At 64.1% G+C, this 20,193-nt stretch carries 17 protein-coding genes and 1 other RNA gene; 2 read left to right on the top strand and 16 right to left on the bottom strand.

Translation table 11 applies throughout. From position 1 onward, the window contains the following. Positions 1–2: 2 nt before the first annotated feature. The 6 genes from ACQ4WL_RS24365 to ubiD all read right to left on the bottom strand — a co-directional run bounded on the left by ACQ4WL_RS24365 (position 3) and on the right by ubiD (position 6,479). Positions 3–1,220: a CaiB/BaiF CoA transferase family protein gene (locus ACQ4WL_RS24365; RefSeq protein WP_436512047.1), complete on the bottom strand. Its 1,218-nt coding sequence runs from the start codon at positions 1,218–1,220 to the stop codon at positions 3–5. A gap of 3 nt (positions 1,221–1,223) precedes the next feature. Next, complete coding sequence (gene recR / locus ACQ4WL_RS24360) at positions 1,224–1,814, bottom strand: recombination mediator RecR (RefSeq protein WP_071078710.1); 591 nt, start codon at positions 1,812–1,814, stop codon at positions 1,224–1,226. A gap of 47 nt (positions 1,815–1,861) precedes the next feature. Continuing rightward, entirely contained in the window at positions 1,862–2,188 is a 327-nt protein-coding gene (locus ACQ4WL_RS24355) for a YbaB/EbfC family nucleoid-associated protein (RefSeq protein ID WP_034759121.1), read from the bottom strand. A 41-nt stretch (positions 2,189–2,229) separates the two neighbouring features. Continuing rightward, positions 2,230–4,536 (bottom strand): DNA polymerase III subunit gamma/tau, encoded by a 2,307-nt coding sequence (gene dnaX, locus ACQ4WL_RS24350; protein ID WP_436512046.1) that lies wholly within the window; start codon positions 4,534–4,536, stop codon positions 2,230–2,232. Positions 4,537–4,761: 225 nt separating this feature from the next. Continuing rightward, positions 4,762–4,860: signal recognition particle sRNA small type (ffs, locus tag ACQ4WL_RS24345), an RNA gene on the bottom strand. Between the two features lie 134 nt (positions 4,861–4,994). Continuing rightward, positions 4,995–6,479 carry a 4-hydroxy-3-polyprenylbenzoate decarboxylase gene (gene ubiD, locus ACQ4WL_RS24340; RefSeq protein WP_436512045.1) on the bottom strand — a complete coding sequence of 495 codons (1,485 nt, stop codon included), beginning with the start codon at positions 6,477–6,479 and terminating at the stop codon, positions 4,995–4,997. 478 nt (positions 6,480–6,957) lie between these two features. Between ubiD and ACQ4WL_RS24335 the strand changes: the two genes are divergently transcribed. Continuing rightward, on the top strand, positions 6,958–7,875 hold the full coding sequence (locus ACQ4WL_RS24335; protein ID WP_436512044.1) for a transglycosylase SLT domain-containing protein: 918 nt from the start codon (positions 6,958–6,960) through the stop codon (positions 7,873–7,875). 121 nt (positions 7,876–7,996) lie between these two features. Here the strand turns inward: ACQ4WL_RS24335 and nusB are convergent, their stop codons facing one another. The 3 genes from nusB to ribBA all read right to left on the bottom strand — a co-directional run bounded on the left by nusB (position 7,997) and on the right by ribBA (position 10,333). Next, positions 7,997–8,467 carry a transcription antitermination factor NusB gene (gene nusB / locus ACQ4WL_RS24330; RefSeq protein WP_071078713.1) on the bottom strand — a complete coding sequence of 157 codons (471 nt, stop codon included), beginning with the start codon at positions 8,465–8,467 and terminating at the stop codon, positions 7,997–7,999. A 202-nt stretch (positions 8,468–8,669) separates the two neighbouring features. Further along, the gene (gene ribH / locus ACQ4WL_RS24325; protein WP_100876905.1) at positions 8,670–9,152 is read right to left on the bottom strand and encodes a 6,7-dimethyl-8-ribityllumazine synthase; all 483 of its coding nucleotides are present in this window, start codon (positions 9,150–9,152) and stop codon (positions 8,670–8,672) included. Between the two features lie 59 nt (positions 9,153–9,211). After that, the gene (ribBA, locus tag ACQ4WL_RS24320) at positions 9,212–10,333 is read right to left on the bottom strand and encodes a bifunctional 3,4-dihydroxy-2-butanone-4-phosphate synthase/GTP cyclohydrolase II (protein WP_436512043.1); all 1,122 of its coding nucleotides are present in this window, start codon (positions 10,331–10,333) and stop codon (positions 9,212–9,214) included. A 434-nt stretch (positions 10,334–10,767) separates the two neighbouring features. Here ribBA and ACQ4WL_RS24315 point away from each other — a divergent pair, with 434 nt between their 5' ends. Next, complete coding sequence (locus ACQ4WL_RS24315) at positions 10,768–11,193, top strand: OsmC family protein (protein ID WP_436512042.1); 426 nt, start codon at positions 10,768–10,770, stop codon at positions 11,191–11,193. Here ACQ4WL_RS24315 and ACQ4WL_RS24310 read toward each other — a convergent pair. The 7 genes from ACQ4WL_RS24310 to ACQ4WL_RS24280 form a co-directional block, all read right to left on the bottom strand. After that, positions 11,190–12,569 (bottom strand): hypothetical protein, encoded by a 1,380-nt coding sequence (locus tag ACQ4WL_RS24310; RefSeq protein WP_436512041.1) that lies wholly within the window; start codon positions 12,567–12,569, stop codon positions 11,190–11,192. The genes ACQ4WL_RS24315 and ACQ4WL_RS24310 overlap by 4 nt on opposite strands. Positions 12,570–12,678: 109 nt before the next feature. Then, entirely contained in the window at positions 12,679–13,314 is a 636-nt protein-coding gene (locus ACQ4WL_RS24305; RefSeq protein WP_436512040.1) for a riboflavin synthase, read from the bottom strand. Between the two features lie 29 nt (positions 13,315–13,343). Continuing rightward, positions 13,344–14,417 carry a bifunctional diaminohydroxyphosphoribosylaminopyrimidine deaminase/5-amino-6-(5-phosphoribosylamino)uracil reductase RibD gene (ribD, locus tag ACQ4WL_RS24300; protein WP_436512063.1) on the bottom strand — a complete coding sequence of 358 codons (1,074 nt, stop codon included), beginning with the start codon at positions 14,415–14,417 and terminating at the stop codon, positions 13,344–13,346. Positions 14,418–14,479: 62 nt separating this feature from the next. Then, positions 14,480–15,049, bottom strand: coding sequence for a GspH/FimT family protein (locus tag ACQ4WL_RS24295; RefSeq protein ID WP_436512039.1), 570 nt, complete (start codon positions 15,047–15,049; stop codon positions 14,480–14,482). Between the two features lie 8 nt (positions 15,050–15,057). Beyond that, a complete protein-coding gene (locus tag ACQ4WL_RS24290) occupies positions 15,058–15,558 on the bottom strand; it encodes a type IV pilin protein (protein ID WP_436512038.1) in 501 nt (166 codons plus the stop codon). Between the two features lie 88 nt (positions 15,559–15,646). Next, positions 15,647–19,540, bottom strand: a complete 3,894-nt coding sequence (locus ACQ4WL_RS24285) for a pilus assembly protein (RefSeq protein WP_436512037.1) — start codon at positions 19,538–19,540, stop codon at positions 15,647–15,649. After that, a complete protein-coding gene (locus tag ACQ4WL_RS24280; protein ID WP_436512036.1) occupies positions 19,537–20,193 on the bottom strand; it encodes a pilus assembly PilX family protein in 657 nt (218 codons plus the stop codon). The genes ACQ4WL_RS24285 and ACQ4WL_RS24280 overlap by 4 nt, the downstream gene beginning before the upstream one ends.

Raw genomic sequence — 20,193 nt, 5'->3', positions numbered from 1 at the left:
GCTTACACCACGCCATCGGTCTTGAGCCGCGCGATGGCAGCGGCGTCATAGCCGAGCGACGCCAGCACTTCATCGTTATGCTGGCCCAGGGTCGGCCCCAGCCACTGGGTCTTGCCCGGCGTGGCGGACAGTTTCGGGCTGATGGCGGGCAATTTGACAGGCGTGCCGTCGGCGAAATGGTGTTGTTCGAACATATTGCGGGCGAGAAACTGCGGATCGCTCAGCATGTCGCGCACGGAGTAAATTTTTCCGGACGGCACGTCGGCCGCCTTCAGCACGGCCAGCGCGCTGTCGATCGTGTGCGTGGCGCACCAGGCGCCGATGGCGTCGTCGATTTCCTGCGTGCGCGCCACGCGGCCATCGTTGCGCGCCAGTTGCGGGTCACCCGCCATGTCGATGCGGCCCATGGCCAGCATCAAGCGCTTGAAGATGGCGTCGCCGTTGCCGGCAATCACGATGTTTTCGCCGTCGCCCGTGGTGTAGGTATTCGACGGTACGATGCCGGGGAGCGAGCCGCCCGTGCGCTCGCGCACCACGCCCGCCTGGTCGTATTCAGGCACCAGCGACTCCATCAGGTTGAACACGGATTCGTACAGGGCCACGTCGACCATCTGCCCTTCCCCGCCGTCCCGCCCACCGGTCACGTCGCGGTGGCGCAGCGCCATCATGGCGCCGATCACGCCATGCAGGGCCGCCACCGAGTCGCCGATGGACACGCCGACCCTGACGGGCGGGCGGTCGGCAAAGCCCGACACATAGCGCAAGCCGCCCATCGATTCTCCGATGGCGCCAAAGCCGGGCAAATCCTTCATCGGGCCCGTCTGGCCGAAACCGGACAGGCGCACCATGATGAGGGAGGGCTTGATCTGCTTGAGCTGCGCATAGCCGAGATCCCACTTTTCCAGCACGCCGGGGCGGTAGTTCTCGACGATGATGTCCGCTTCCAGGGCCAGCTGACGCGCGATGGCCCGGCCTTCCGGCGCTTTCAGGTTCAAGGTCAGACTTTTCTTGTTGCGCGCCTGCACCGACCACCACAGCGAGGTGCCATCTTTCAGCACGCGCCAGGTACGGATGGGGTCGCCACCATCGGGCGACTCGATCTTGATCACGTCGGCGCCGAATTCGGCCAGCATGCGGGCGCAGAACGGCCCCGCGATCAGGGTGCCCAGTTCCAGGACTTTGATGCCCGCCAAAGGACCAGCCGACGTTTTTTCTTGCATGATTCAGGTTGCCCTACGGTCGAGCATCGCGCGGGCAATCGTGCCCGCGTCGACGTATTCCAGTTCGCCGCCCACGGGCACGCCGCGGGCCAGACGGCTCACGCGCAAGCCCCGCGCCTTCAGCATTTCGCTGATGTAATGGGCCGTCGCTTCGCCTTCATTCGTAAAGTTGGTGGCCAGCACCACTTCACCGACCACGCCATCGTTGGCGCGGCCCAGCAGTTTCTCGAGGTGGATATCTTTCGGGCCGATGCCATCGAGCGGAGAGAGCCGCCCCATGAGGACGAAATACAGGCCCTTGTAGGTGAGCGTCTGCTCGATCATCAACTGGTCGGCAGGCGTTTCCACCACGCACAGCAAGCGCTTGTCGCGCTCTTCGTCGAGACAAGTCTCGCACACTTCGTGTTCGGTAAAGGTATTGCACAGGCCGCAGTGATGCACAGCATCGACGGCCTGGAACAGGGCGCGCGACAGCATGGCCGCGCCTTCCCTATCATGCTGCAACAAATGAAATGCCATCCGCTGCGCCGACTTGGGGCCGACGCCGGGCAGGCGCCGCAGCGCCTCGGTCAAAAATTCAAGCGACTTGGACATGCATCAACCCTGCCCCGTGCCATAGATCAAGCGCATGCGGTATGGCATCAGAATGGCATTTTGAAGCCGGCTGGCAAGTTCATGCCGCCGGTCAAGCCTGCCATTTTTTCCGCGGACGTCGCTTCCGCCTTGCGCACGGCGTCGTTGAAGGCGGCAGCCACCAGGTCTTCCAGCATGTCCTTGTCGTCGGCCAGCAGCGACGGGTCGATGGACACGCGCTTGACGTCGTTCTTGCACGTCATGACGATTTTCACGAGGCCGGCGCCGGACTGGCCTTCCACTTCCACCAGCGCCAGTTGTTCCTGGGCCTTTTTCATGTTGTCTTGCATTGCTTGCGCCTGCTTCATCAGGCCAGCCAGTTGATTTTTCATCATGAGAATGCTCCGTTCAATTCAGTTTGTGAGTGTGTTAATCATCAATGCAGGGTCGGCGCGGCGGAGCCGGCCGGTGCAGGGGTAATCGTTCCCGGCACGACAAAAGCGTCGAATGCATGCTTCATGTCGAGCACGAAGGGGTCGCTAGCGATGGTTTCTTCCGCTTGCAGCTGGCACGCCTCGCGGTGCGCCTGCGCTTCCGCGCTGGCCGTGTACCAGACGGCGCCCAGTTCCGTGTCGACCGCGACCTTGCGGCCGAAGCGTTCGGTCAGGGCGGCCGCCAGCTTTTCCACGTTGGCCGGACTGCGCCACGTGTCGATCGGTACGCGCAGGCGGAATGTGGTGCTGTGGCCGTCGTGCAGGCATTCGATCAGCTCGGCCTGCACGGCCAGCTGCTGGGCCACGCCGCGCAAGGGCAGCACGGCGGCGACGGCCGGCCAGTTGCCGTCCCAGTCCAGCTCCGGCACGGGCGTGATCACATACGGCCCGCTGGGCGCGGCTTGCTTGGCGGCACGCTGCGGCATGACGACGGCGGCTTGCTCGGTGCTCTGCGCGGCGGGTGCCGACACGGCAGCCGAAGCGCTGTCGTCGGAAAACTCGGTGACCCACGGCGGCAAGTCGTCGTCAGCTGGCGCCTGCTGTAGCGGCGGTGCCTGGCGGACCGGCGCCTCCATCACGGCCACGGGCGGCGCATCATCCCACGGTGCCGGCGCTTTCGCGGCGGCCGGTGGTGGTGGCGCTGCCTGGACGGGCGCTGCCGGTGCTGGCGTGGCTACGGCAGCAGCCGGTGCTGGCGCAGGTGCAGCTGGCTTGGGCGCCGACGATGGCGCCGATGGTGCGCTGCCCGGACGGCCTTTTGAAGCGGCGCGGGCCGCTTCCAACGCCGCATTGATGGCGGCGCGGGCGGAACTGATGGGGGCGCCCGATGCTGCAGGGGTTGCCGCAGCCGCAACCGGAACGGCGGCGGGCGGCGCCGCTGGTGCCGGCGCCGGGGCGGAAACGGGTGCTGGCGCCGGTGCGCGTGGCGGCGGCGCTTCACTGCGGGCCATGCTGGCGGCAGCGGCGGCTACGACGGCCGCTGGCGCCGCGGCGCCAGCCGTCACGGTCGCGTGGCTGGCCACGCTGTTCGTGGCAGCGCGGGCCGCCGGGACGGACGCCCCTGCCGCGGCGCGCGCGGCGGCGACAAAAGCGGGACGGTTGCCCGTTGCAGCGGCCGGTGCTGCCGCCGGCACGCCATCGGCGCCGCCTATGCCGGGCCGAAAGGCCAGCATGCGCAGCAAGGTCATGGTAAAGCCCGCGTATTCGTCGGGCGCCAAGCCCAGTTCATTGCGGCCATGGACGGCAATCTGGTAAAACAGCTGTACTTCTTCCGCGTCGAACGCGGCGGCCAAACGCACGATGTCTGCATACTCAGGCAAATCCTGCGGCAAGGCGGCCGGCACGGTTTGCGCCAGCGCAATGCGGTGCAACAAGGTGCCCAGATCCTGCAGCGCGCCGTTATACGACAGGCTGCGCGAGGCCATCTCGTCGGCCACGGCCAGGAGATCCGCGCCGTCCTGCTGCGCCAGCGCGTCGAGCAGGCGTACCAGGTAGGATTGGTCGAGCGCGCCCAGCATGCCTTGCACGGCGTCGAGTGTCACTGCGCCGGCCGCATACGCGATGGCCTGGTCCGTCAGCGACAGTGCATCGCGCATGGAACCGTGGGCACCCTGGGCCAGCAGGCGCAAGGCCGGCTGTTCGAAATCGATGCCTTCCTGCCCCAGGATATTGTCCAGGTGGCTGATGATGTGGCCGGGCGGCATCTGCTTGAGGTTGAACTGCAGGCAGCGCGACAGCACGGTGACGGGAATCTTTTGCGGGTCCGTCGTGGCCAGGATGAACTTGACGTGCTCGGGTGGCTCTTCCAGGGTTTTCAGCATGGAATTGAACGCGTGGTTCGTCAGCATGTGCACCTCATCGATCATATAGACCTTGAAGCGCGCATTGCTTGGCGCGTAGACCGCCTGTTCCAGCAGCTGTGCCATTTCATCGACGCCGCGGTTCGACGCCGCATCCATCTCTATATAGTCGACAAAGCGTCCCGCATCGATTGCCGTGCACGCCTCGCACACGCCGCACGGCTGGGCCGTGATGCCGCCCGTGCCATCGGGGCCGATGCAATTGAGCGATTTGGCCAGGATGCGCGACAGGGTCGTCTTGCCGACGCCGCGCGTGCCCGTGAACAGGTAGGCGTGATGCAATCGGCCGCTATGCAAGGCATGCGTGAGCGCGCGCACGACGTGCTCCTGGCCGACGAGCGTCTCGAAATTCTTGGGGCGGTATTTACGGGCGAGGACTTGATAGGACATGCTGAGATTTTACCATGCGATTTTGCGGGTGATCCTGCGCGGCGGGCGCAAGCCTCATGGCCGGGCCATTCACTATGGCAAACGCGGCAAAGCAGCAATTGTATAACATGGAGAGTGGCATTCTGGAAAATCAGGCAAGCATGCGGACCGGCAAAACACAGCACCGCAAAACAAAAAAGCCGCCAATGGCAGCTTGATTGATGATCCTGATAAAACATTCCCGAAGGAGGCGAGCCTGATCTGCGGCACTCATGGTTAATAGCCGTGGCTGCTTCGTTCCCGACCTGACCAGGTTAGCCATGCCACGATGCGCAGGGGCCCGCCAGGGACAATTATAACCGACCTGCGCAAGATTGGGGAAGTTGCTGCGCGACCATGCGAAAATCCGGGGTCAGACCCCCGGTCGCGTTGGCAATGACCTATTTGTTAGCGGTGTTGAGGGTCTGACCCCAGCCGCTCTACAAACCCAGCTCCTGCCAGATACCATCCACCTTGGCCTTCACTTCCGGCGTCATGGCTATCGTCGTGCCCCACTCGCGCGTCGTTTCGCCCGGCCATTTATTCGTCGCGTCGATGCCCATCTTGCTGCCCAGGCCGCTGACCGGCGAGGCGAAGTCCAGGTAATCGATGGGCGTGTTGTCGACCAGCGTCGTGTCGCGGATCGGGTCGACCCGCGTCGTGATGGCCCAGATGACTTCTTTCCAGTCGCGGATATTCACGTCTTCGTCGACCACCACGATGAACTTGGTATACATGAACTGGCGCAAGAAGCTCCACACGCCGAACATCACGCGCTTGGCGTGGCCCGCGTACTGTTTCTTGATCTGCACCACGGCCATGCGGTAGCTGCAGCCTTCGGGCGGCAGATAGAAATCCGTGATTTCGCTGAACTGCTTTTGCAGCAGCGGCACGAACACTTCGTTCAGGGCCAGGCCCAGCACGGCCGGCTCGTCGGGCGGTTTGCCTGTATACGTGGAGTGATAAATCGGGTTGCGGCGCATGGTGATGCGGTCGATGGTAAACACGGGGAAACTATCCTGCTCATTATAGTAACCGGTGTGGTCGCCATACGGCCCTTCCAGCGCGTGTTCATAGCCACTCGGATGGTTCTCGTCCGGGTAGATATGGCCTTCAAGCACGATTTCGGCCGACGCGGGCACGCGCAGCTCGCTGCCGATGGCTTTCACCAGTTCCGTGCGGCTGCCGCGCAGCAAGCCGGCGAACTGGTATTCGGACAGGCTGTCCGGCACCGGCGTGACGGCCCCTAATATAGTAGCGGGATCGGCGCCCAGCGCGACGGCGATCGGATACGGCTTGCCCTTGCTTTGAATTGCATGCTCGCGGAAGTCCAGCGCCCCGCCCCGGTGCGCCAGCCAGCGCATGATGACCTTGTTGCGCCCCAATACCTGCTGACGGTAAATGCCCAGGTTTTGCCGCTTCTTGTTCGGTCCCTTGGTGATCACCAGGCCCCAGGTGATCAGGGGGGCGATATCGCCGGGCCAGCAATGCTGGATGGGCAGGCGCGCCAGGTCGACGTCATTGCCTTCCCAGACGATTTCCTGGCACTTCGCGCCGCGCAATTCTTTTGGCGACATATCCCATACAGATTTCACCAGCGAGCCCAGGCCCAGCAAATCCTTGAAATCCTTCGGCGGTTCCGGTTCCTTCAGGCGCGCCAGCACATGGCCGATCTTGCGCAACTCGCTGACATCTTCCGCGCCCATGCCCAGCGCCACGCGGCGCGTGGTGCCGAACAGATTGCCCAGCACCGGCATGTCGTAGCCCGTCGGATGGTTGAACAGCAAGGCCGGTCCGCCTGCGCGCAAGGTGCGGTCGCAGACTTCCGTCATCTCCAAAATCGGTGAAATGGGGGTCGAAATGGGCTTAAGTTCACCCATTTGTTGCAGTTGAGAAATAAAATCTCGCAAATCTGAATATTTCATGTGTTTTTAATTTTTTTTGACGTCGGACGCCGTTGCTGAAGGATCTATGCCAAGTAATTGATTTTATTGGCTTTTGGCACAATGCAAGACAAAAAGTAAGACATAAAAGTAATAAAGAATCTATTCGTTAGTATTGACTTGATATAAAACGGCTTCTACAATTCGCCCAACTTGAAAGAGCACGCCGGCCCAGAGCTTGATTTTAGCGTTTCTCTTTCATTCACGGAGTCGGGGCTCCACATGACATTTTAAGGAGTGTTTTCAAAAGGCGTCTGCCTTACCCCCGGTAAAAGTTGTATTGCGACTGATCCAATACCAGCATGGGACCGATCAGCTCAAGCAAGCAATGACGGCGTTTCTCGCACGCATCCATACGCGGCGGAAACGATGATATTTCTGATGCACGGCATTGGCAGTACCCACAACACCGCGAGACTGCGGAGGGACTGCCTGTTGACGCGACATTTCGGGGAACTCTATGACTCATCGTAGCACTGAAGCAGCATTGCCTGCTTCAACCGTGGCTGGCCAGCCAGCGTTGGCGCGTTTGCGCGCCCGCGCACAAGCCATTTCGGCACGTGGCGTATTGACCACGGCGCAACACACACTGACAGTCTTCGGCATTTCCGCCCTGGCACTGATCGCCCTGCTGATGTTCCGCCCGGACCTGGGCAAGCAACTGACGCACAGCCTGTTCCCGCTGCCGATGGCAGAAGCGCAAGCCGTTGAAGCACCGGCCCTGTCGGCACTGATGGAAGCGCCTGCGTCCGTGCAAACGGCTGCCGCCAACAACGCACCGCTGAGCAAGGAAGAAAAAGCCTTGCTGGGCACGCAAAAGCAGCAGCAATGGGTCACCAACTGGCTCTCCAAGCGCTACCGCGTGGCCAACGATGCGACCAATATGCTGGTGTCGACGGCTTACCTGACGGCCCGCGAAATCAAGCTGGACCCGCTGCTGATCCTGGCCGTGATGGCCATCGAATCGGGCTTGAACCCGTTCGCGGAAAGCCCCGTGGGCGCGCAAGGCTTGATGCAAGTCATGTCAAAAGTGCACCATGAGCGTTTCCAGGAAATGGGTGGCGTGCAAGCAGCCCTCAATCCCGTGGCCAATATCCGTGTCGGCTCCCTGATCCTGAAAGACTACGTCACGCGTGGCGGTTCCGTTGAAGCGGGCTTGAAAACCTACGTGGGGGCCGCCAACTTCGCCACCGACTCGGGCTACGGCTCGCGCGTGCTGGCTGAATACCGCCGTCTGAAACAAGTGTCCGCCGGCCAGCGCGTGCCGACCACGACGCCGGTGATGGCCTCGAACACGCCAGCGCCAGCCAAGGCCCCGGCCACGGAAAGCGGCATCACCATCAAAGTATTACCTCACAACGAGATCGCCGGCCTGTGACCCTTTAAAAGCCCTCACAGGGGCATCCAAAAAGCGGCACCAAATAAAAAAGCCACCGCACGCAAGTGCCAGTGGCTTTTTCATTGCCCTGCAGCATCAGCCTCAGGAATTGCTCTGTATATTACTTGCGTTTGTTGGCGCCCACTTCTTCCTCGCGGAATTTCACTGCCAGTTTGTCGAGCACGCCGTTCACATACTTGTGGCCATCGATGCCGCCAAACGACTTGGCCAGCTCGACAGCTTCGTTGATGACGACGCGGTACGGGATTTCCATGTTGTTCTTCAGCTCGAATGCACCGATCAGCAAGATGCCATGTTCGATGGGCGACAGTTCAGCGATATTGCGGTCGATCAAGGGTGCCATGCTGTCGCGCAGCGCCAGCGAATCCTTGATGGCGCCGTACAGCAGCACCGTGAAATGATCGCCATCGGCCTTGTCGAAACCATGCGCAGCGCGAATATTGTTCACGACGGTGGTCGCGTCTTCATTGTTCAACAGCCACTGGTACAAGCCCTGCAGCGCAAACTCGCGCGCGCGGTGACGCGGCGTGCGGTTTTTGCTGGGATTGGCGAGCAAATTTTTCTCAGTCATGATTGTTACCTGTTCTTAAATACGTGTTGACTACAAATTCCGACGAGACAGCACGGCGCGCTTTTCAACGCGCCGCAGCCAACCGCGTGTCAGAACGTTCGAGAAAATGCTCAGAGCAAGGCGCGAGCCCGAAGACAGTACGAATGTACGGCGAGGGCTTGCAACGCAGCTATGGGCGTTTTATCGGACGTTCACTACACGGCTAGTCCTCCTCGGATTCTTGCAACTCTTCTAGCGCTTGCGCCAGATTAGCCATTTCCACTGCCACGCGTGCCGCTTCAGCTCCCTTGACCAGCATGCGCACTTCCGCCTGCTCGTCGTTTTCGGTCGTCAACACTGCGTTGGCGATCGGGATGCCGTAATCGAGACCGATGCGCGTGATGCCCGCGCCCGATTCGTTCGATACCAGCTCGAAGTGGTAGGTTTCACCGCGAATCACGGCGCCCAGTGCGATCAGGGCGTCGAATTGCTCGGTTTCTGCCATTTTTTGCAGAATCAGTGGGATTTCCAGGGCGCCCGGCACGGTCACGTGCAGGATATCTTCATCGGCCACGCCCAGCTTGCTCAACTCTTCCAGGCATGCCGACAGCAAGCCACCACCGACGATTTCATTGAATCGTGCCTGGACGATACCGACGCGCAAACCTTCGCCGGCAAAATTAGTTTCGTATGTTCCTACGGTCATCATATGCCTCTTTAATCTGGTGGTTCAGGGCGACATGCACATGCCGCCATCGTTTACTCTCACATCGACGTCGGGCCAGGATGGCACTGAAAACCGGTTACTTCCAGGTCGAAACCGGCCATCGACGGCATCTTGCGGGGGCTGGCCAGCAATTGCATCTTGCTCACACCCAGGTCGCGCAGGATTTGCGCGCCGATACCGTAGCTGCGCAAGTCCATGCTGGCGGCGCGGCCTTTCGGCTTGGCTTGCGGCGTGTCCAGCGCGGCGAACTGGGCAAACAGCTCGCCCGACGTTTCGCCACAGTTCAGCAAGACCATCACGCCCCGCTCGGACTGCTTGATGGCAGCCATCGAGGCGGCCACCGTCCACGAGTGGGTGGTCGCTTCGCTTTCCAGCACGTCCAGCAGAGAAACGGGCTGGTGCACGCGCACCAGCGCTTCCAGACCGGGCACCAGGTCGCCGTGCACGAGCGCCAGGTGGGCCGACGCGCTGGGCTTGTCGCGGAAGGCGATCAAACGGAATTCGCCATGCGCCGTGTGCAAGGTACGCTCGGCAACGCGCTCGACCAGGGACTCCGTCTGGCTGCGGTAATGGATCAGGTCGGCAATCGTGCCGATTTTCAAGCCATGTTGCTCGGCAAACACCAGCAAGTCCGGCAGGCGCGCCATGGTGCCGTCGTCCTTCATGATTTCGCAAATCACGGAAGCGGGCGTCAAGCCGGCCATGGCCGTCAAGTCGCAACCGGCTTCCGTATGGCCTGCGCGCATCAGCACGCCACCTTTTTGCGCTTTCAGGGGGAAGATATGGCCGGGCTGGACGATATCGCTGGGCTGCGTGCCCTTGGCCACGGCCACCTGGATGGTCTTGGCGCGGTCGGCGGCGGAAATGCCCGTGGTCACGCCTTCGGCCGCCTCGATCGAGACGGTAAAGTTCGTGCCGTAGGCGGTGCCGTTGCGCGAGGTCATCATCGACAGGCTCAGCTCGTCGCAACGCTCTTCCGTCAGGGTCAGGCAGACCAGGCCACGCGCATGCGTGATCATGAAATTGATGGCTTCAGGCGTCACGAAATCGGCGGCAAGCACCAGATCGCCTTCATTTTCCCGGTCTTCTTCATCGACCAGTATCACCATGCGGCCGGCGCGCAATTCAGCGACGATCTCTTCGGTGCTTGAAATTGACATTATTCATCCTCTTATGACGCCTGGCAAAACCTGCTGCGCGTCGGTATAGGCGGCCTGCGATGCTCACCGTACCTTCGTACGGTTGCGCTTCTCAGCCACCTCTCCCTTCCGCTCGCGACGGTTTTGCCGGGCGTTGTTAATGTAACTAAAAACTGAACCTGAACCTGAAACATCAAGCGCGAAAATTCCGCGGATTTCCGGGAATTTTCTTATAACCTGCTATTTTAAAGGATTTAGCGCTTGCAGACCTGAAATAAGACAGCTTTGCGGCACGGATGCCGCAGCTTGTCCGGCAAAGCGCCCATTGCCCGATCCAGCGCATACGGAGGCGGCAAGACGCGCGCCGCCGGCCTTGCGAAGAGCATAAGATCAGACGGTCACCGCCACGGCGCTGACACCCCACTCGCAACGACACCCCACACAGGAGCGGCAACATGAAAACCAATGGATCAGCCATCTGGTCAGGCGGCATCAAGGACGGCAAGGGCACCATCAGCACGCGCAGCGGCGCCCTGCAGGAAAATCCCTACGGCTTTGCCAGCCGCTTCGAAGGCAAGCCCGGCACCAATCCCGAAGAATTGATCGGCGCCGCCCACGCGGGCTGCTTCACCATGGCCCTGTCGCTGATCCTCGGCGAAGCGGGCCTGACGGCGGAAAAGATGGAAACGACGGCCGAAGTGACCCTCGACAAGGTGGACGACGGTTTTGCCATCACGGCCGTCCACCTGATCCTGAAAGCAAAGATACCGGGCGCCGACCAGGCCAGATTCGAGGAATTGACGGGCAAGGCCAAAGCCGGCTGCCCCGTGTCGAAGCTGCTTAAGGCCAACATTACCCTGGACGCTACCCTGCTGCCCTAGATTTTCGTCACGGGCTTGACGGGTTCCACGGCGGCGACGGGCGCCACCAACGGCAGGCGCGAATCGCTGGCCGGCAATGGGCGGTTCATCAAGCCGGGATTCAGGGCTGCATTGTTCAGGTTATACGCGGCGATGGCCGCGGCCACGGATGGGTCTTGCGCTGATGGCGGCGGCACAGCCATGCCCGCGTTTTGCGCGGCCAGCGCTTGCGCCTGCACATTTTGCTGGGCCAACTGGGCTTGCGCCGTCGCCAGGCCCGCATCCACTTGCCCCTGCGCTGCGCGCGCCAGCGACTGCGCCCGGTCGTTCGCCGCCTGGGCCGCCATTTGCGCGTCGCTGGCGGCCAGCTGCGTCCGCGCCGCATCGTCCGCTGCCGCTTGCGCCTGCTGCTGCAAGCCCTGCTGCTGCACCTGCCCCTGGCGCAGCTCGTCCACCCGCGCAGCTTCCTGCTGCTGCGCCTGCTGATCGGTATTGATGCGCTCGCTGTCCATGCGTTCGGCGTCCAGGCGCTGGGCATCGACGCGCTGGTTGTCGGTGCGCTGCGTCTGCAGCAATTGCGTGGCATCGGTGCCTGCTTGCGCCGGCGGCTGGGGCCGCAACTCCTGCAAGTCCAGGTTCAGTTCTTCCGCTTCCAGTTGCTGCTGCAGTTCCAGCTGCCGCTGCGCAATGGCGGCCGTCTGCGGCGGCGCGGCCTGCGTGGCGCTGGCCGGCAATGCTACGCCCGTCAAGTCCGCTTCGACAACGGCGGCCTGCGGCGCACCCTGCTGCTGGACCAGCACGGCGCCCACCTGCGCCAGCACGTCCGTTCCCTGTTGCAAGGCATCCAGGGTAGCATTGCTGTCGGCCGCATATGCGGCCTGCAAAGTTGCCGGATCGACCTCTTCATTGCGCAAATCGATGCCGATGCGCGCCAGGCCCGCCTGGGTCAGCAAATTGCCGTCTTGCGCCAGCGCAGCCACGGCATCCGTCGTGCCATCGCCCGACAACAAATCGTAGCGCTGCGCCAGGCTGCCCGGCGTGTCGCCGGCCATCGCCAGCTGGCTGGCATCGATGCCGCTCGTTTGCAGCTGGGCGAACGATTCCGTCAGTTGCCGCGCCAGCGCCAGCAAGTCGTCATTGACATTCACGGGGGTATTTGCCGCCCTGGCCTCTTCCGTGGCGCCCTGCAAGGCCAGCAGTTGCCGGCGCGACAAGGCCACGCCGGAGAGGAACTGGCCCAACGGGGAAATATCGACCTGGGTCGAGGACAGCATGGCAAGGGCCGCCGCCGCGCTGGACGAGGGCAAGGGCAGCGCCGGCGCCAGAGGCGCCGTTGCGCCCAAGCCGGGCGTGGCCGGTATGACATTGGGCACGGTTGCGCGCGAAATCGGGTCCATGGCTAGCCTCCACTGCGGAAAGCTTCATAGTATGCGCGTCTGATAGAAAAGCAACACACGCTTGGCAAGGCGGAGGCGGTGTTGCTACGTTTAGTGCTGTGTTCTTATATCAGGCGGCAGCCTTGTCCAGCGACAGCATGCGCTCGACATAGCGGGCGATGAGGTCGATTTCCAGGTTGACCTTGCCATCGACCGTCAAGTGTTTCAGGGTCGTCATGGCGATCGTGTGCGGAATCAGGTTGATCGAGAAGCGGCAGCCGTTGACGGCACCCGCGCCCAGGTCTTCCACGCGGTTGACGGTCAGCGACACGCCGTTGACAACGACGGAACCCTTGAAGGCCAGGTATTTCGCCAGTTCGTGCGGCGCTTCGATGACCAGTTCCCACGATTCGCCCACGGCTTCAAACTTGCGCACGATGCCCAGGCCGTCGACGTGGCCAGACACCAGGTGGCCGCCCAGGCGCTCGGCCAGGGTCAGGGCTTTTTCCAGGTTCACTTCCGTGGCGGTATCGAGGCCCACGGTGCAATTGAGGCTTTCGCGCGAGACATCGACGGCAAAGCCCGTGTCCGACTTTTCCACCACCGTCATGCAAGCGCCATTGATGGCAATCGAATCGCCCAGGGCCACGTCGGCCAGCGGCAAGCCGCCCGCGTGGATGGTCAGGCGCACGCCTGCATCGAGGCCGCCGTCGAGTGCTTGCACGGTTTCAATCTTGCCGATGGCGGCAACAATTCCTGTAAACATGAACTAACCCTATAAAAAGTGTGAAAGTATTAATTACGCTGGGCGAATCTTGCAAGGATACGCACATCTTCGCCCACTTGCTGAACCTGGTGAAATTGCAAGGTGCGCTGCTGTTTGAGATCCGTCAAGGCGGGCAAGGCAAACATGCCTTGCGCATCGCCCAGCAAGGTGGGCGCCAGATAGACCAGCAGCTCGTCGACGCAGCCTTCGCGGATCAGCGAACCGTTCAGCCTGGAGCCGGCCTCGACGTGGACTTCATTGATGTGCCGGCGGCCCAGTTCCAGCATCAGCGCGGCCAGGTCGACCTTGCCGGCCGCGTTCGGCAACAGGATGACTTCCGCGCCCAGGGCGCGCAGCTGCGCTTCCTTTTCCGGATTGGCAACGGCCGCCACGATCCACGTGCCACCGCCAGCAAGGATGCGCGCGTCTAGGCTGATGTCGAGCCGGCTGTCGATGACGATGCGGCGCGGCTGGCGCGGCGTCTCGACGGCGCGCACGTTCAATTGCGGATCGTCCGCCTTGACCGTGCCGATGCCCGTCAGGATGGCGCAGGCGCGGGCGCGCCAGGCATGGCCGTCGGCGCGCGCTGCCGGCCCCGTGATCCACTGGCTCTGGCCATTGTGCAAGGCCGTCATGCCGTCCAGGCTGGCTGCCGTTTTCATGCGTACCCACGGCTTGCCGCGCTGCATGCGCGAGAAAAAGCCGATATTCATTTCATATGCCTCGTCGACCAGCACGCCCGTGGTGACGGCGATGCCGGCCGCTTGCAGCTTGGCCAGTCCCTGCCCCGCCACCAGCGGATTCGGGTCCGTCATGGCGGCCACGACGCGCCCCAGCCCCGCGCGCACGAGCGCATCGGAACAGGGCGGCGTGCGGCCATGGTGGTTGCACGGTTCCAGGGTGACGTACGCCGTGGCGCCGCGCACGTCGTTGCCGCGCGCCGCCGCATTCGCCAGCGCTTGCACCTCGGCATGATCCTGCCCTGCCGCCTGCGTCACGCCGGCGCCGATCACCTGGCCATCCTTGACGATCACGCAGCCGATGCGGGGATTAGGCGAGGTCGTGTATAAACCGCGCGCCGCCCATTCCAGCGCCAGGCGCATGCCATCGATATCGTTGAGTATTTCCACGGGCTTCTTTGATAGTGAGTGATAGGTGAGTCGGGTTACGAACTGTCGGCCACGCCGCTGCAATTGGTCGCTTGCTGCTGCGGGTCGCACACGCGCACCCGGCCCAGCATATTGATTTTAATATGACGCACCTGCTTTCCCAAAGTCAGCGACAAGGTGCCCCAGCGCGCCGCCAGGCTATTGCTCGCGCTGCAACTGCGTCCTGCGCCATTGTAGGCGATATAAAACGGCGCCGTGGCCGAGGAAAACGCGAACTGGACCGTGATGCCCGCCGGCAGCGGCCCCTGGCGGAACAGCAATTCGTCGCCGTCGTCGAACGCCAGGCTGGCATTGCGGTCGATGAATATCAGCCAGCCCGTGCGCCAGTCCGTGCCGCCAAGCCCGGCCGGCATCAGCAGCACGCGCTGGCCGCGCGCCATCGCCTGCGCCCGCGTCAATTCGATGGCCGAGAACAAGTCCGTGGCCGCCGCGCGCAGCTGCTGGCGCGCCAGCACCTGCTGCAAGCCGGGCATGGCGGCGGCCGCCAACAGCGCGGCAATCGCCAGCACGGCCAGCAATTCGAGCAGGGTGTGCCCTGTCCGGCGCGGGTGCTTGCGCGTGCTCATGGCCTGGCTTAGGGCCAGCAATGGCTGGCCGGACCGCTGCTGCCGCGCTGGCCCGTGCTGCTCAAGGACAGAATGCCGCAATCGGCATCCTGGAACTGCGCATCGACCTTGGACGTGCCCGGCATGGCCCGCAACAGCACGCATTGCCCGATCGTCATGCCGGGACAGGCAAGCGCCTCGATTTCATATGCGCTGCCGGCCGCGCTGGCAGCCGGCCCGTCGCCGGACCACCACGAAAATGGCGGCGCTGGCGAGGCCGAGGAAAACGCCAGATAGTGATTGTTTTGCGAATAATAACGCTCCTGCTGCTGCATCAACCGCAGCAGGGCCGCCTGTCCCTGCACCCGCTTGGCGCGCACGACATGCCCGTGATAAGCGGGCACGGCCAGCGCCAGCAGCAGGCTCATGATCGCCAGCGCGGACAGCAGTTCGATCAGGCTGAAGCCCAGGGCGACGGCAGGGGCGCCGCCGTTTGCAGCAGGCCCCTTCCGCCATGCCAGCACGCCCATGCGACCTCCCCTTTTTTCAAAAAGCGCCAGCCGATGCGATGCGCCGGCCTTTGCATCTTTAACTTTCAGCACGCCAACCATGCCCCGCCTATTTTTTCTTGGCCGCCTCGTGCAATTCGCGCCAGTTCGCCACTTCGCGCCAGCTGAGGCGCCGCGCTGGCAGCGGTGCGCTGACGACCTTGAGCGCCTGGAGTACTCCGCTGTCCGCACCGGGCAAGCCCGGTTGCAGCACGGCCAGCTCCGTGCGCCCCTCGGCCCGCCCTGCCGCTGTCGCGGCGCCCACCGTGCTGTTCAATTCCAGCGCCAGCGGCGGGGCGCGCGCCAGGCCATCGAACAAGCGCCCGGTCTGCTCGCCCGCCTGCACGACACCGGCGCCATCGGCGGCAAAGCCGCTCAGCACATCGAGCACGTACAGGCGCGTGGCGGGCTTGGCGCAAGGATCGCGTCCGGGCAGGACGGTATTGAACAGCACCTTGCCGGCGGCCAATACGGGACTGCTGATGCTGCGTTCGCCCGTCTGTGCGGTATGGAGAAAATCGAGGTACCAGCCGCGCATGGCCTCGCTGCCCGTATAGCGCAGCTCCGCGCCATCGACGCGCACGCCGGCCGCCGCCTCGCCCAGGCTGCGCGGCTCCAGGTCGGCCCGGCTGCGCGTGGGGGATGTTTCCCGCAAATCATCGTGCACGGCATAAAACGACTGTGACAGAAAGGCGGAAGGCCAGGTATCGGCCGCTTCGAGCAGCTTGCCCGTGCCGAACAGCAGCACGTAGCCGCCACCGGGCGCGTACGCCACGTTCAGCTGCTGCGTCACGGGCTGGCGCCTGCCCTGCGCATCGCGCGCGACAAAGACGAGCTTGCGCCCCTGGCCCTCCTTCCACGGCGGCCCGCCAGCCATGTCGAGACGCCAGATATTACCCTGCAAATCGCCCGCATACATATACGCCAGCGCACCGTCGCCGCCCGGCACCACGGCGGGCGGGCCCAGCACGTGGGAGATGGCATCGGCGCCCGCATCATGGCCGCCATCGCCGCCGCTGGCCACGGGCACCTTGAGCCGGAAGTAATTACTTCCCAACAGCCAGGGCGTGCCGGGCGCCTTGTCCAGCGCCAGCAAGAAGATGGCGGCCGCCGACGCGGGCGCCGTCGTGTCTTTACCATCGTTCACATGGTTGTTGTAGCCACTGGCGACGATGGCAAAATCGCGATAGGCCGGCGCGCCCTTTTTGCCGCCCATGTTGATGCGGGCAAAGGATGGCGGCGCGCGCACGTTGCCGATCAGCCTGTCGTCGCGGTCCGTGAATTCCCACAGCGCCCCGTCTTGCGCGAAGCGCGCCGGGTCGGTGATGTCGAGCGCAAACACGCCTTGTGCCCCACCGCCCATGCCCGACACCAGCACCGTCTTCCAGCGCCCCAGCGCCAGCACTTCCGCCGTGGCCGCCGCGCCGTCGAGAAGCGGGCCGGGGCTGTAGTGAGTGCTCGCAGCGGCTGGCGCTGCGTGCAGCAACGCTTGCGGCAGATAGGCAAACACTTCGCTACCCGTGCGCGCATCGAACGCATGCAGCAAACCATCGTTGGCGCCCAGATACAACATTTTCCGGCGCTGCAGCAACACCTTGCGGTGCAAGCCATAACCGGCGCCCGGCAAGCCCAGCCCCGGCGCGCCCACGTACAGCAGATTGCCGTACGGCGCGGCGCCCAGGTTACCCGAGCGCCGGCGCAGGAAGCCGCCTGGCTGGCCCACCTCGTCCGTGCGCTGGCCCAGCAGATACGCCAGGCGCGCCGCCCCTTGTCCATCGCCGCCGTCGAAGGCGCCGCGCTGTTCCGCATCGAGCCGCTTCCAGGCCAGCGGCATCAGGCTGCCCTTGGCGTCGAGCGTGTAGACGGGACGCAAGGCCATGGACGCTCCATCTGGCACGAGCTTATCCTGGCCGCCGGCGCGCCACCATGGCTTGCCAGGAAGCAGTGCGCCATCGGCGCCCACGGCAAACACCGTACGCGACAAGGTCATGCCGCCATCGGCCAGGCGCATCCGCGTCTGGAACCAGTAGGCCTCTTCCGTGCCGCTGGCCAACGCCATCAGGGCCGGCCCGGCGAGCGTCGCCGGCAAGGTAGCGTTGTCGGCGGCCGCAAAAGCTGCGCGCAATCCCGCGATCAGGGCGGCGGGGTCGCTGCCGGGCAGGTAATGGCCAGGCCAGCGGCCGTCGAGGCTCCATTCCTCCAGCGCGCTGCCCGCCGCGCTCTTGTAGGGGTTGGCGTCGCCGTTCGCATCGAGAAAGCCGCCATATTTGGCCGCCAGCAACAAGGGCGTAGTGACGGGCGTGGCGCCGGGCTCGCTGGCCGGATCACCGTGGAGCAAGTCGCCCGCATAGTGCTCGACCCTTGCAACGCCGTCGTTCTTGGCGCCGGGACGCAGCGCCTGCACATGCGACCAGTAGGCCAGGCCCGCCGCATGGTAGCTGGCGCCGCCCGCCCCGTCGGCCAGCAATTCCAGCGTCGCCAGTTCGGGCCGTGGCGCGGGGTTGCCCTGCGCACCGCCGCTTTCCAGGCTGCCCACCGCATGCGTCCAGGCCATCGCATCGAACGGCGGCGACACAAAGCCATCGGCGGCGCGTGCGCGGTCGCCATTTGACGCGGGCGTCGCCGGGACATTGCCGGGCACGTAGCGGTCGACCGCCATGCCCGCGTCGCCCAGGCTGACGACGATGTGACGCTGGCAGCTGGCCGTTTGCGGGTCGCTCCACGCAACCACCACCGGCAAGCCGTCGTCAATGGCGGGCGGGGCCGTGGTGGGCGGCACCACTGCGCTCGCTTGCCGTCCCTGCAGGTAACGCAGCGATTCGTACAGCAATTCGGCCGTTGGCGCCGCGCTGGCGTACCTGCCGGGATGCCCGGCGTTGCCGCGGCCCAGGCCGTTGATGTAAGCGGTCACCCCGCCGCCAGTGCCCGCCGCCTGGGCCACAGCTGGCGCCACATATACGCCAGTGGCGGGATTCCACTCGGCGTCGGCATTGTCTTGCGGCATATAGTCGGGCGCGGCCCAGCGCTGCCTGCCCACGTGGGCCAGCGGCGCGCGCAGTACGCCGCCATACACGGGGCTTGCGCTGGCGGGCATGCCATTCAAGTGAGCAAACACGCCCACGCGCACCCTGCCGCCATGGCGCTGCACGGCGCCCACCGGCTTGTAGTTCTTGCCATACGCTAGGCACAAGTCGTCGCGCAGCGGTCCCTCATCGGCGTCACACACGCGCACGCGCGCGAGGAACACGCCGTACGTGGCAGCGGCGCCGGGAGCGTCGCAACTGCCGCCCGCAGGCTGGCTGACATTGGCATCGCCGAACAGCAGGCGGTTACGGCAGGACACGATGGCCAGTTGCGCCAGCGCAAACGGCGTCGCCGCCGCCACGCCTGCCTGCAAGACCTTGCGCGGGAAAAAGACGGGGTGGCCAAAGAAGTCGATGGGGCTGTCCGCATCGGGCAGCCAGGCGCGCTGCAGCACCGTCTTGCGCACTTCGTCGATGACGCGGTCGCCGCCCGTCAGGGCATAGCGCACGATGTCGAGCATGCTGGTGCTGGCCCAGTTGAGAAAGTTGCCGCTAAAACTATCGCCGCCGCAGCCGTGCAGCGCATCGGCCGGTTTCAGCACGGAGAAGTAAGCGGTCGCTACGCGCAAGTCCGGCAGCATGACGCCATCCTTGCCGCGGTACGGATAGCTGTAGCACATACGCGCATGAAAGTAGCCGAGGTACTCGCGCTGCGGCGCATAGTCGCCGCCATGTGCGGCAGCGGCTGCCGCATGCGTGAGGGACAGGTTGAGCAGCAGATTCGGCGGCACGCGGGCACCGTGCAAGCCCGCATCGGCCCGCGCCAGCGCCACGGGAGGTGCGGCCGCGACGGCAGCGCCGCAATCCAGGCAAACCAAGCCGATCAGCAGCAGCCAGACAGCCCGCAAAGCGGACAGCAAAGCAAACGACAAGGCCCTCATGGCCCCGCTCCAGCCGCCTGCTTGCGATAATAACTTTGCAGCACGACTTGCGTGCTTTCCTGCGCGCCAAAACCCATGGCCGTGATGCGGTATATATAACTTTCCGTGGCCAGGCCGCCAGCCACTGCCGTAGCCTGCGCGCCGGGTGGGTGAAATGGCAGCAATTCGATCAGATAGCGGGGCCGGCGCGACGGCAGAAAACCCTGCCCCGTCTGCATGACGGCGCCCGTAAACTGGCCGTATGGAACCGCGCGGCTGCTCCCTTCGGCGCCATCGAGGTCCATGCTCAGCCAGAGGGCCGGCGCATCCGGGGCTGCGGGCAGGCACAAGCCCAGTGCGCCTCCCTCGCCGCAGTCGTGCGCGAACCCTGCCGCACTGCCCGGTGCGAAGAGGCTGCTGCGTCCGGGCGCGCCGGGCAAGCCTTCGATATCGTTCTGCGCATCCACCAATGCCTCCTCCGCCGCCTGAAACGCGATTTGCCGGTCGCGCTCGCCGCGTGCCGCCTTTTCGCCCTGCAAGGCCATCTGCGCTGCCGATATGCCCAGCAGCAAGATGATCACCAGCAGGCACAGCACATATACGAGGGTGGCGCCACGCCGCCGCGCGCCAAGAGCACAGCAGCTTGGGCAACAGCGGGTACCCGCGCCAGCCAT

This window comes from Janthinobacterium kochi (assembly GCF_051380715.1).
GTDB lineage: Bacteria > Pseudomonadota > Gammaproteobacteria > Burkholderiales > Burkholderiaceae_D > Janthinobacterium.
The sequence above is the reverse complement of the archived record's forward strand: the minus strand, read 5'-3'. Positions and strand labels throughout refer to the sequence as shown.

What these genes read in the sequence shown, in the direction of transcription:
- ACQ4WL_RS24365 (WP_436512047.1), bottom strand. Translation starts at nt 1,220, where the DNA reads ATGCAAGAAAAAACGTCGGCTGGTCCTTTGGCGGGCATCAAAGTCCTG.
- recR (WP_071078710.1), bottom strand. Translation starts at nt 1,814, where the DNA reads ATGTCCAAGTCGCTTGAATTTTTGACCGAGGCGCTGCGGCGCCTGCCC.
- ACQ4WL_RS24355 (WP_034759121.1), bottom strand. Translation starts at nt 2,188, where the DNA reads ATGATGAAAAATCAACTGGCTGGCCTGATGAAGCAGGCGCAAGCAATG.
- dnaX (WP_436512046.1), bottom strand. Translation starts at nt 4,536, where the DNA reads ATGTCCTATCAAGTCCTCGCCCGTAAATACCGCCCCAAGAATTTCGAG.
- ubiD (WP_436512045.1), bottom strand. Translation starts at nt 6,479, where the DNA reads ATGAAATATTCAGATTTGCGAGATTTTATTTCTCAACTGCAACAAATG.
- ACQ4WL_RS24335 (WP_436512044.1), top strand. Translation starts at nt 6,958, where the DNA reads ATGACTCATCGTAGCACTGAAGCAGCATTGCCTGCTTCAACCGTGGCT.
- nusB (WP_071078713.1), bottom strand. Translation starts at nt 8,467, where the DNA reads ATGACTGAGAAAAATTTGCTCGCCAATCCCAGCAAAAACCGCACGCCG.
- ribH (WP_100876905.1), bottom strand. Translation starts at nt 9,152, where the DNA reads ATGACCGTAGGAACATACGAAACTAATTTTGCCGGCGAAGGTTTGCGC.
- ribBA (WP_436512043.1), bottom strand. Translation starts at nt 10,333, where the DNA reads ATGTCAATTTCAAGCACCGAAGAGATCGTCGCTGAATTGCGCGCCGGC.
- ACQ4WL_RS24315 (WP_436512042.1), top strand. Translation starts at nt 10,768, where the DNA reads ATGAAAACCAATGGATCAGCCATCTGGTCAGGCGGCATCAAGGACGGC.
- ACQ4WL_RS24310 (WP_436512041.1), bottom strand. Translation starts at nt 12,569, where the DNA reads ATGGACCCGATTTCGCGCGCAACCGTGCCCAATGTCATACCGGCCACG.
- ACQ4WL_RS24305 (WP_436512040.1), bottom strand. Translation starts at nt 13,314, where the DNA reads ATGTTTACAGGAATTGTTGCCGCCATCGGCAAGATTGAAACCGTGCAA.
- ribD (WP_436512063.1), bottom strand. Translation starts at nt 14,417, where the DNA reads ATGCGCCTGGCGCTGGAATGGGCGGCGCGCGGTTTATACACGACCTCG.
- ACQ4WL_RS24295 (WP_436512039.1), bottom strand. Translation starts at nt 15,049, where the DNA reads ATGAGCACGCGCAAGCACCCGCGCCGGACAGGGCACACCCTGCTCGAA.
- ACQ4WL_RS24290 (WP_436512038.1), bottom strand. Translation starts at nt 15,558, where the DNA reads ATGGGCGTGCTGGCATGGCGGAAGGGGCCTGCTGCAAACGGCGGCGCC.
- ACQ4WL_RS24285 (WP_436512037.1), bottom strand. Translation starts at nt 19,540, where the DNA reads ATGAGGGCCTTGTCGTTTGCTTTGCTGTCCGCTTTGCGGGCTGTCTGG.
- ACQ4WL_RS24280 (WP_436512036.1), bottom strand. Translation starts at nt 20,193, where the DNA reads ATGGCTGGCGCGGGTACCCGCTGTTGCCCAAGCTGCTGTGCTCTTGGC.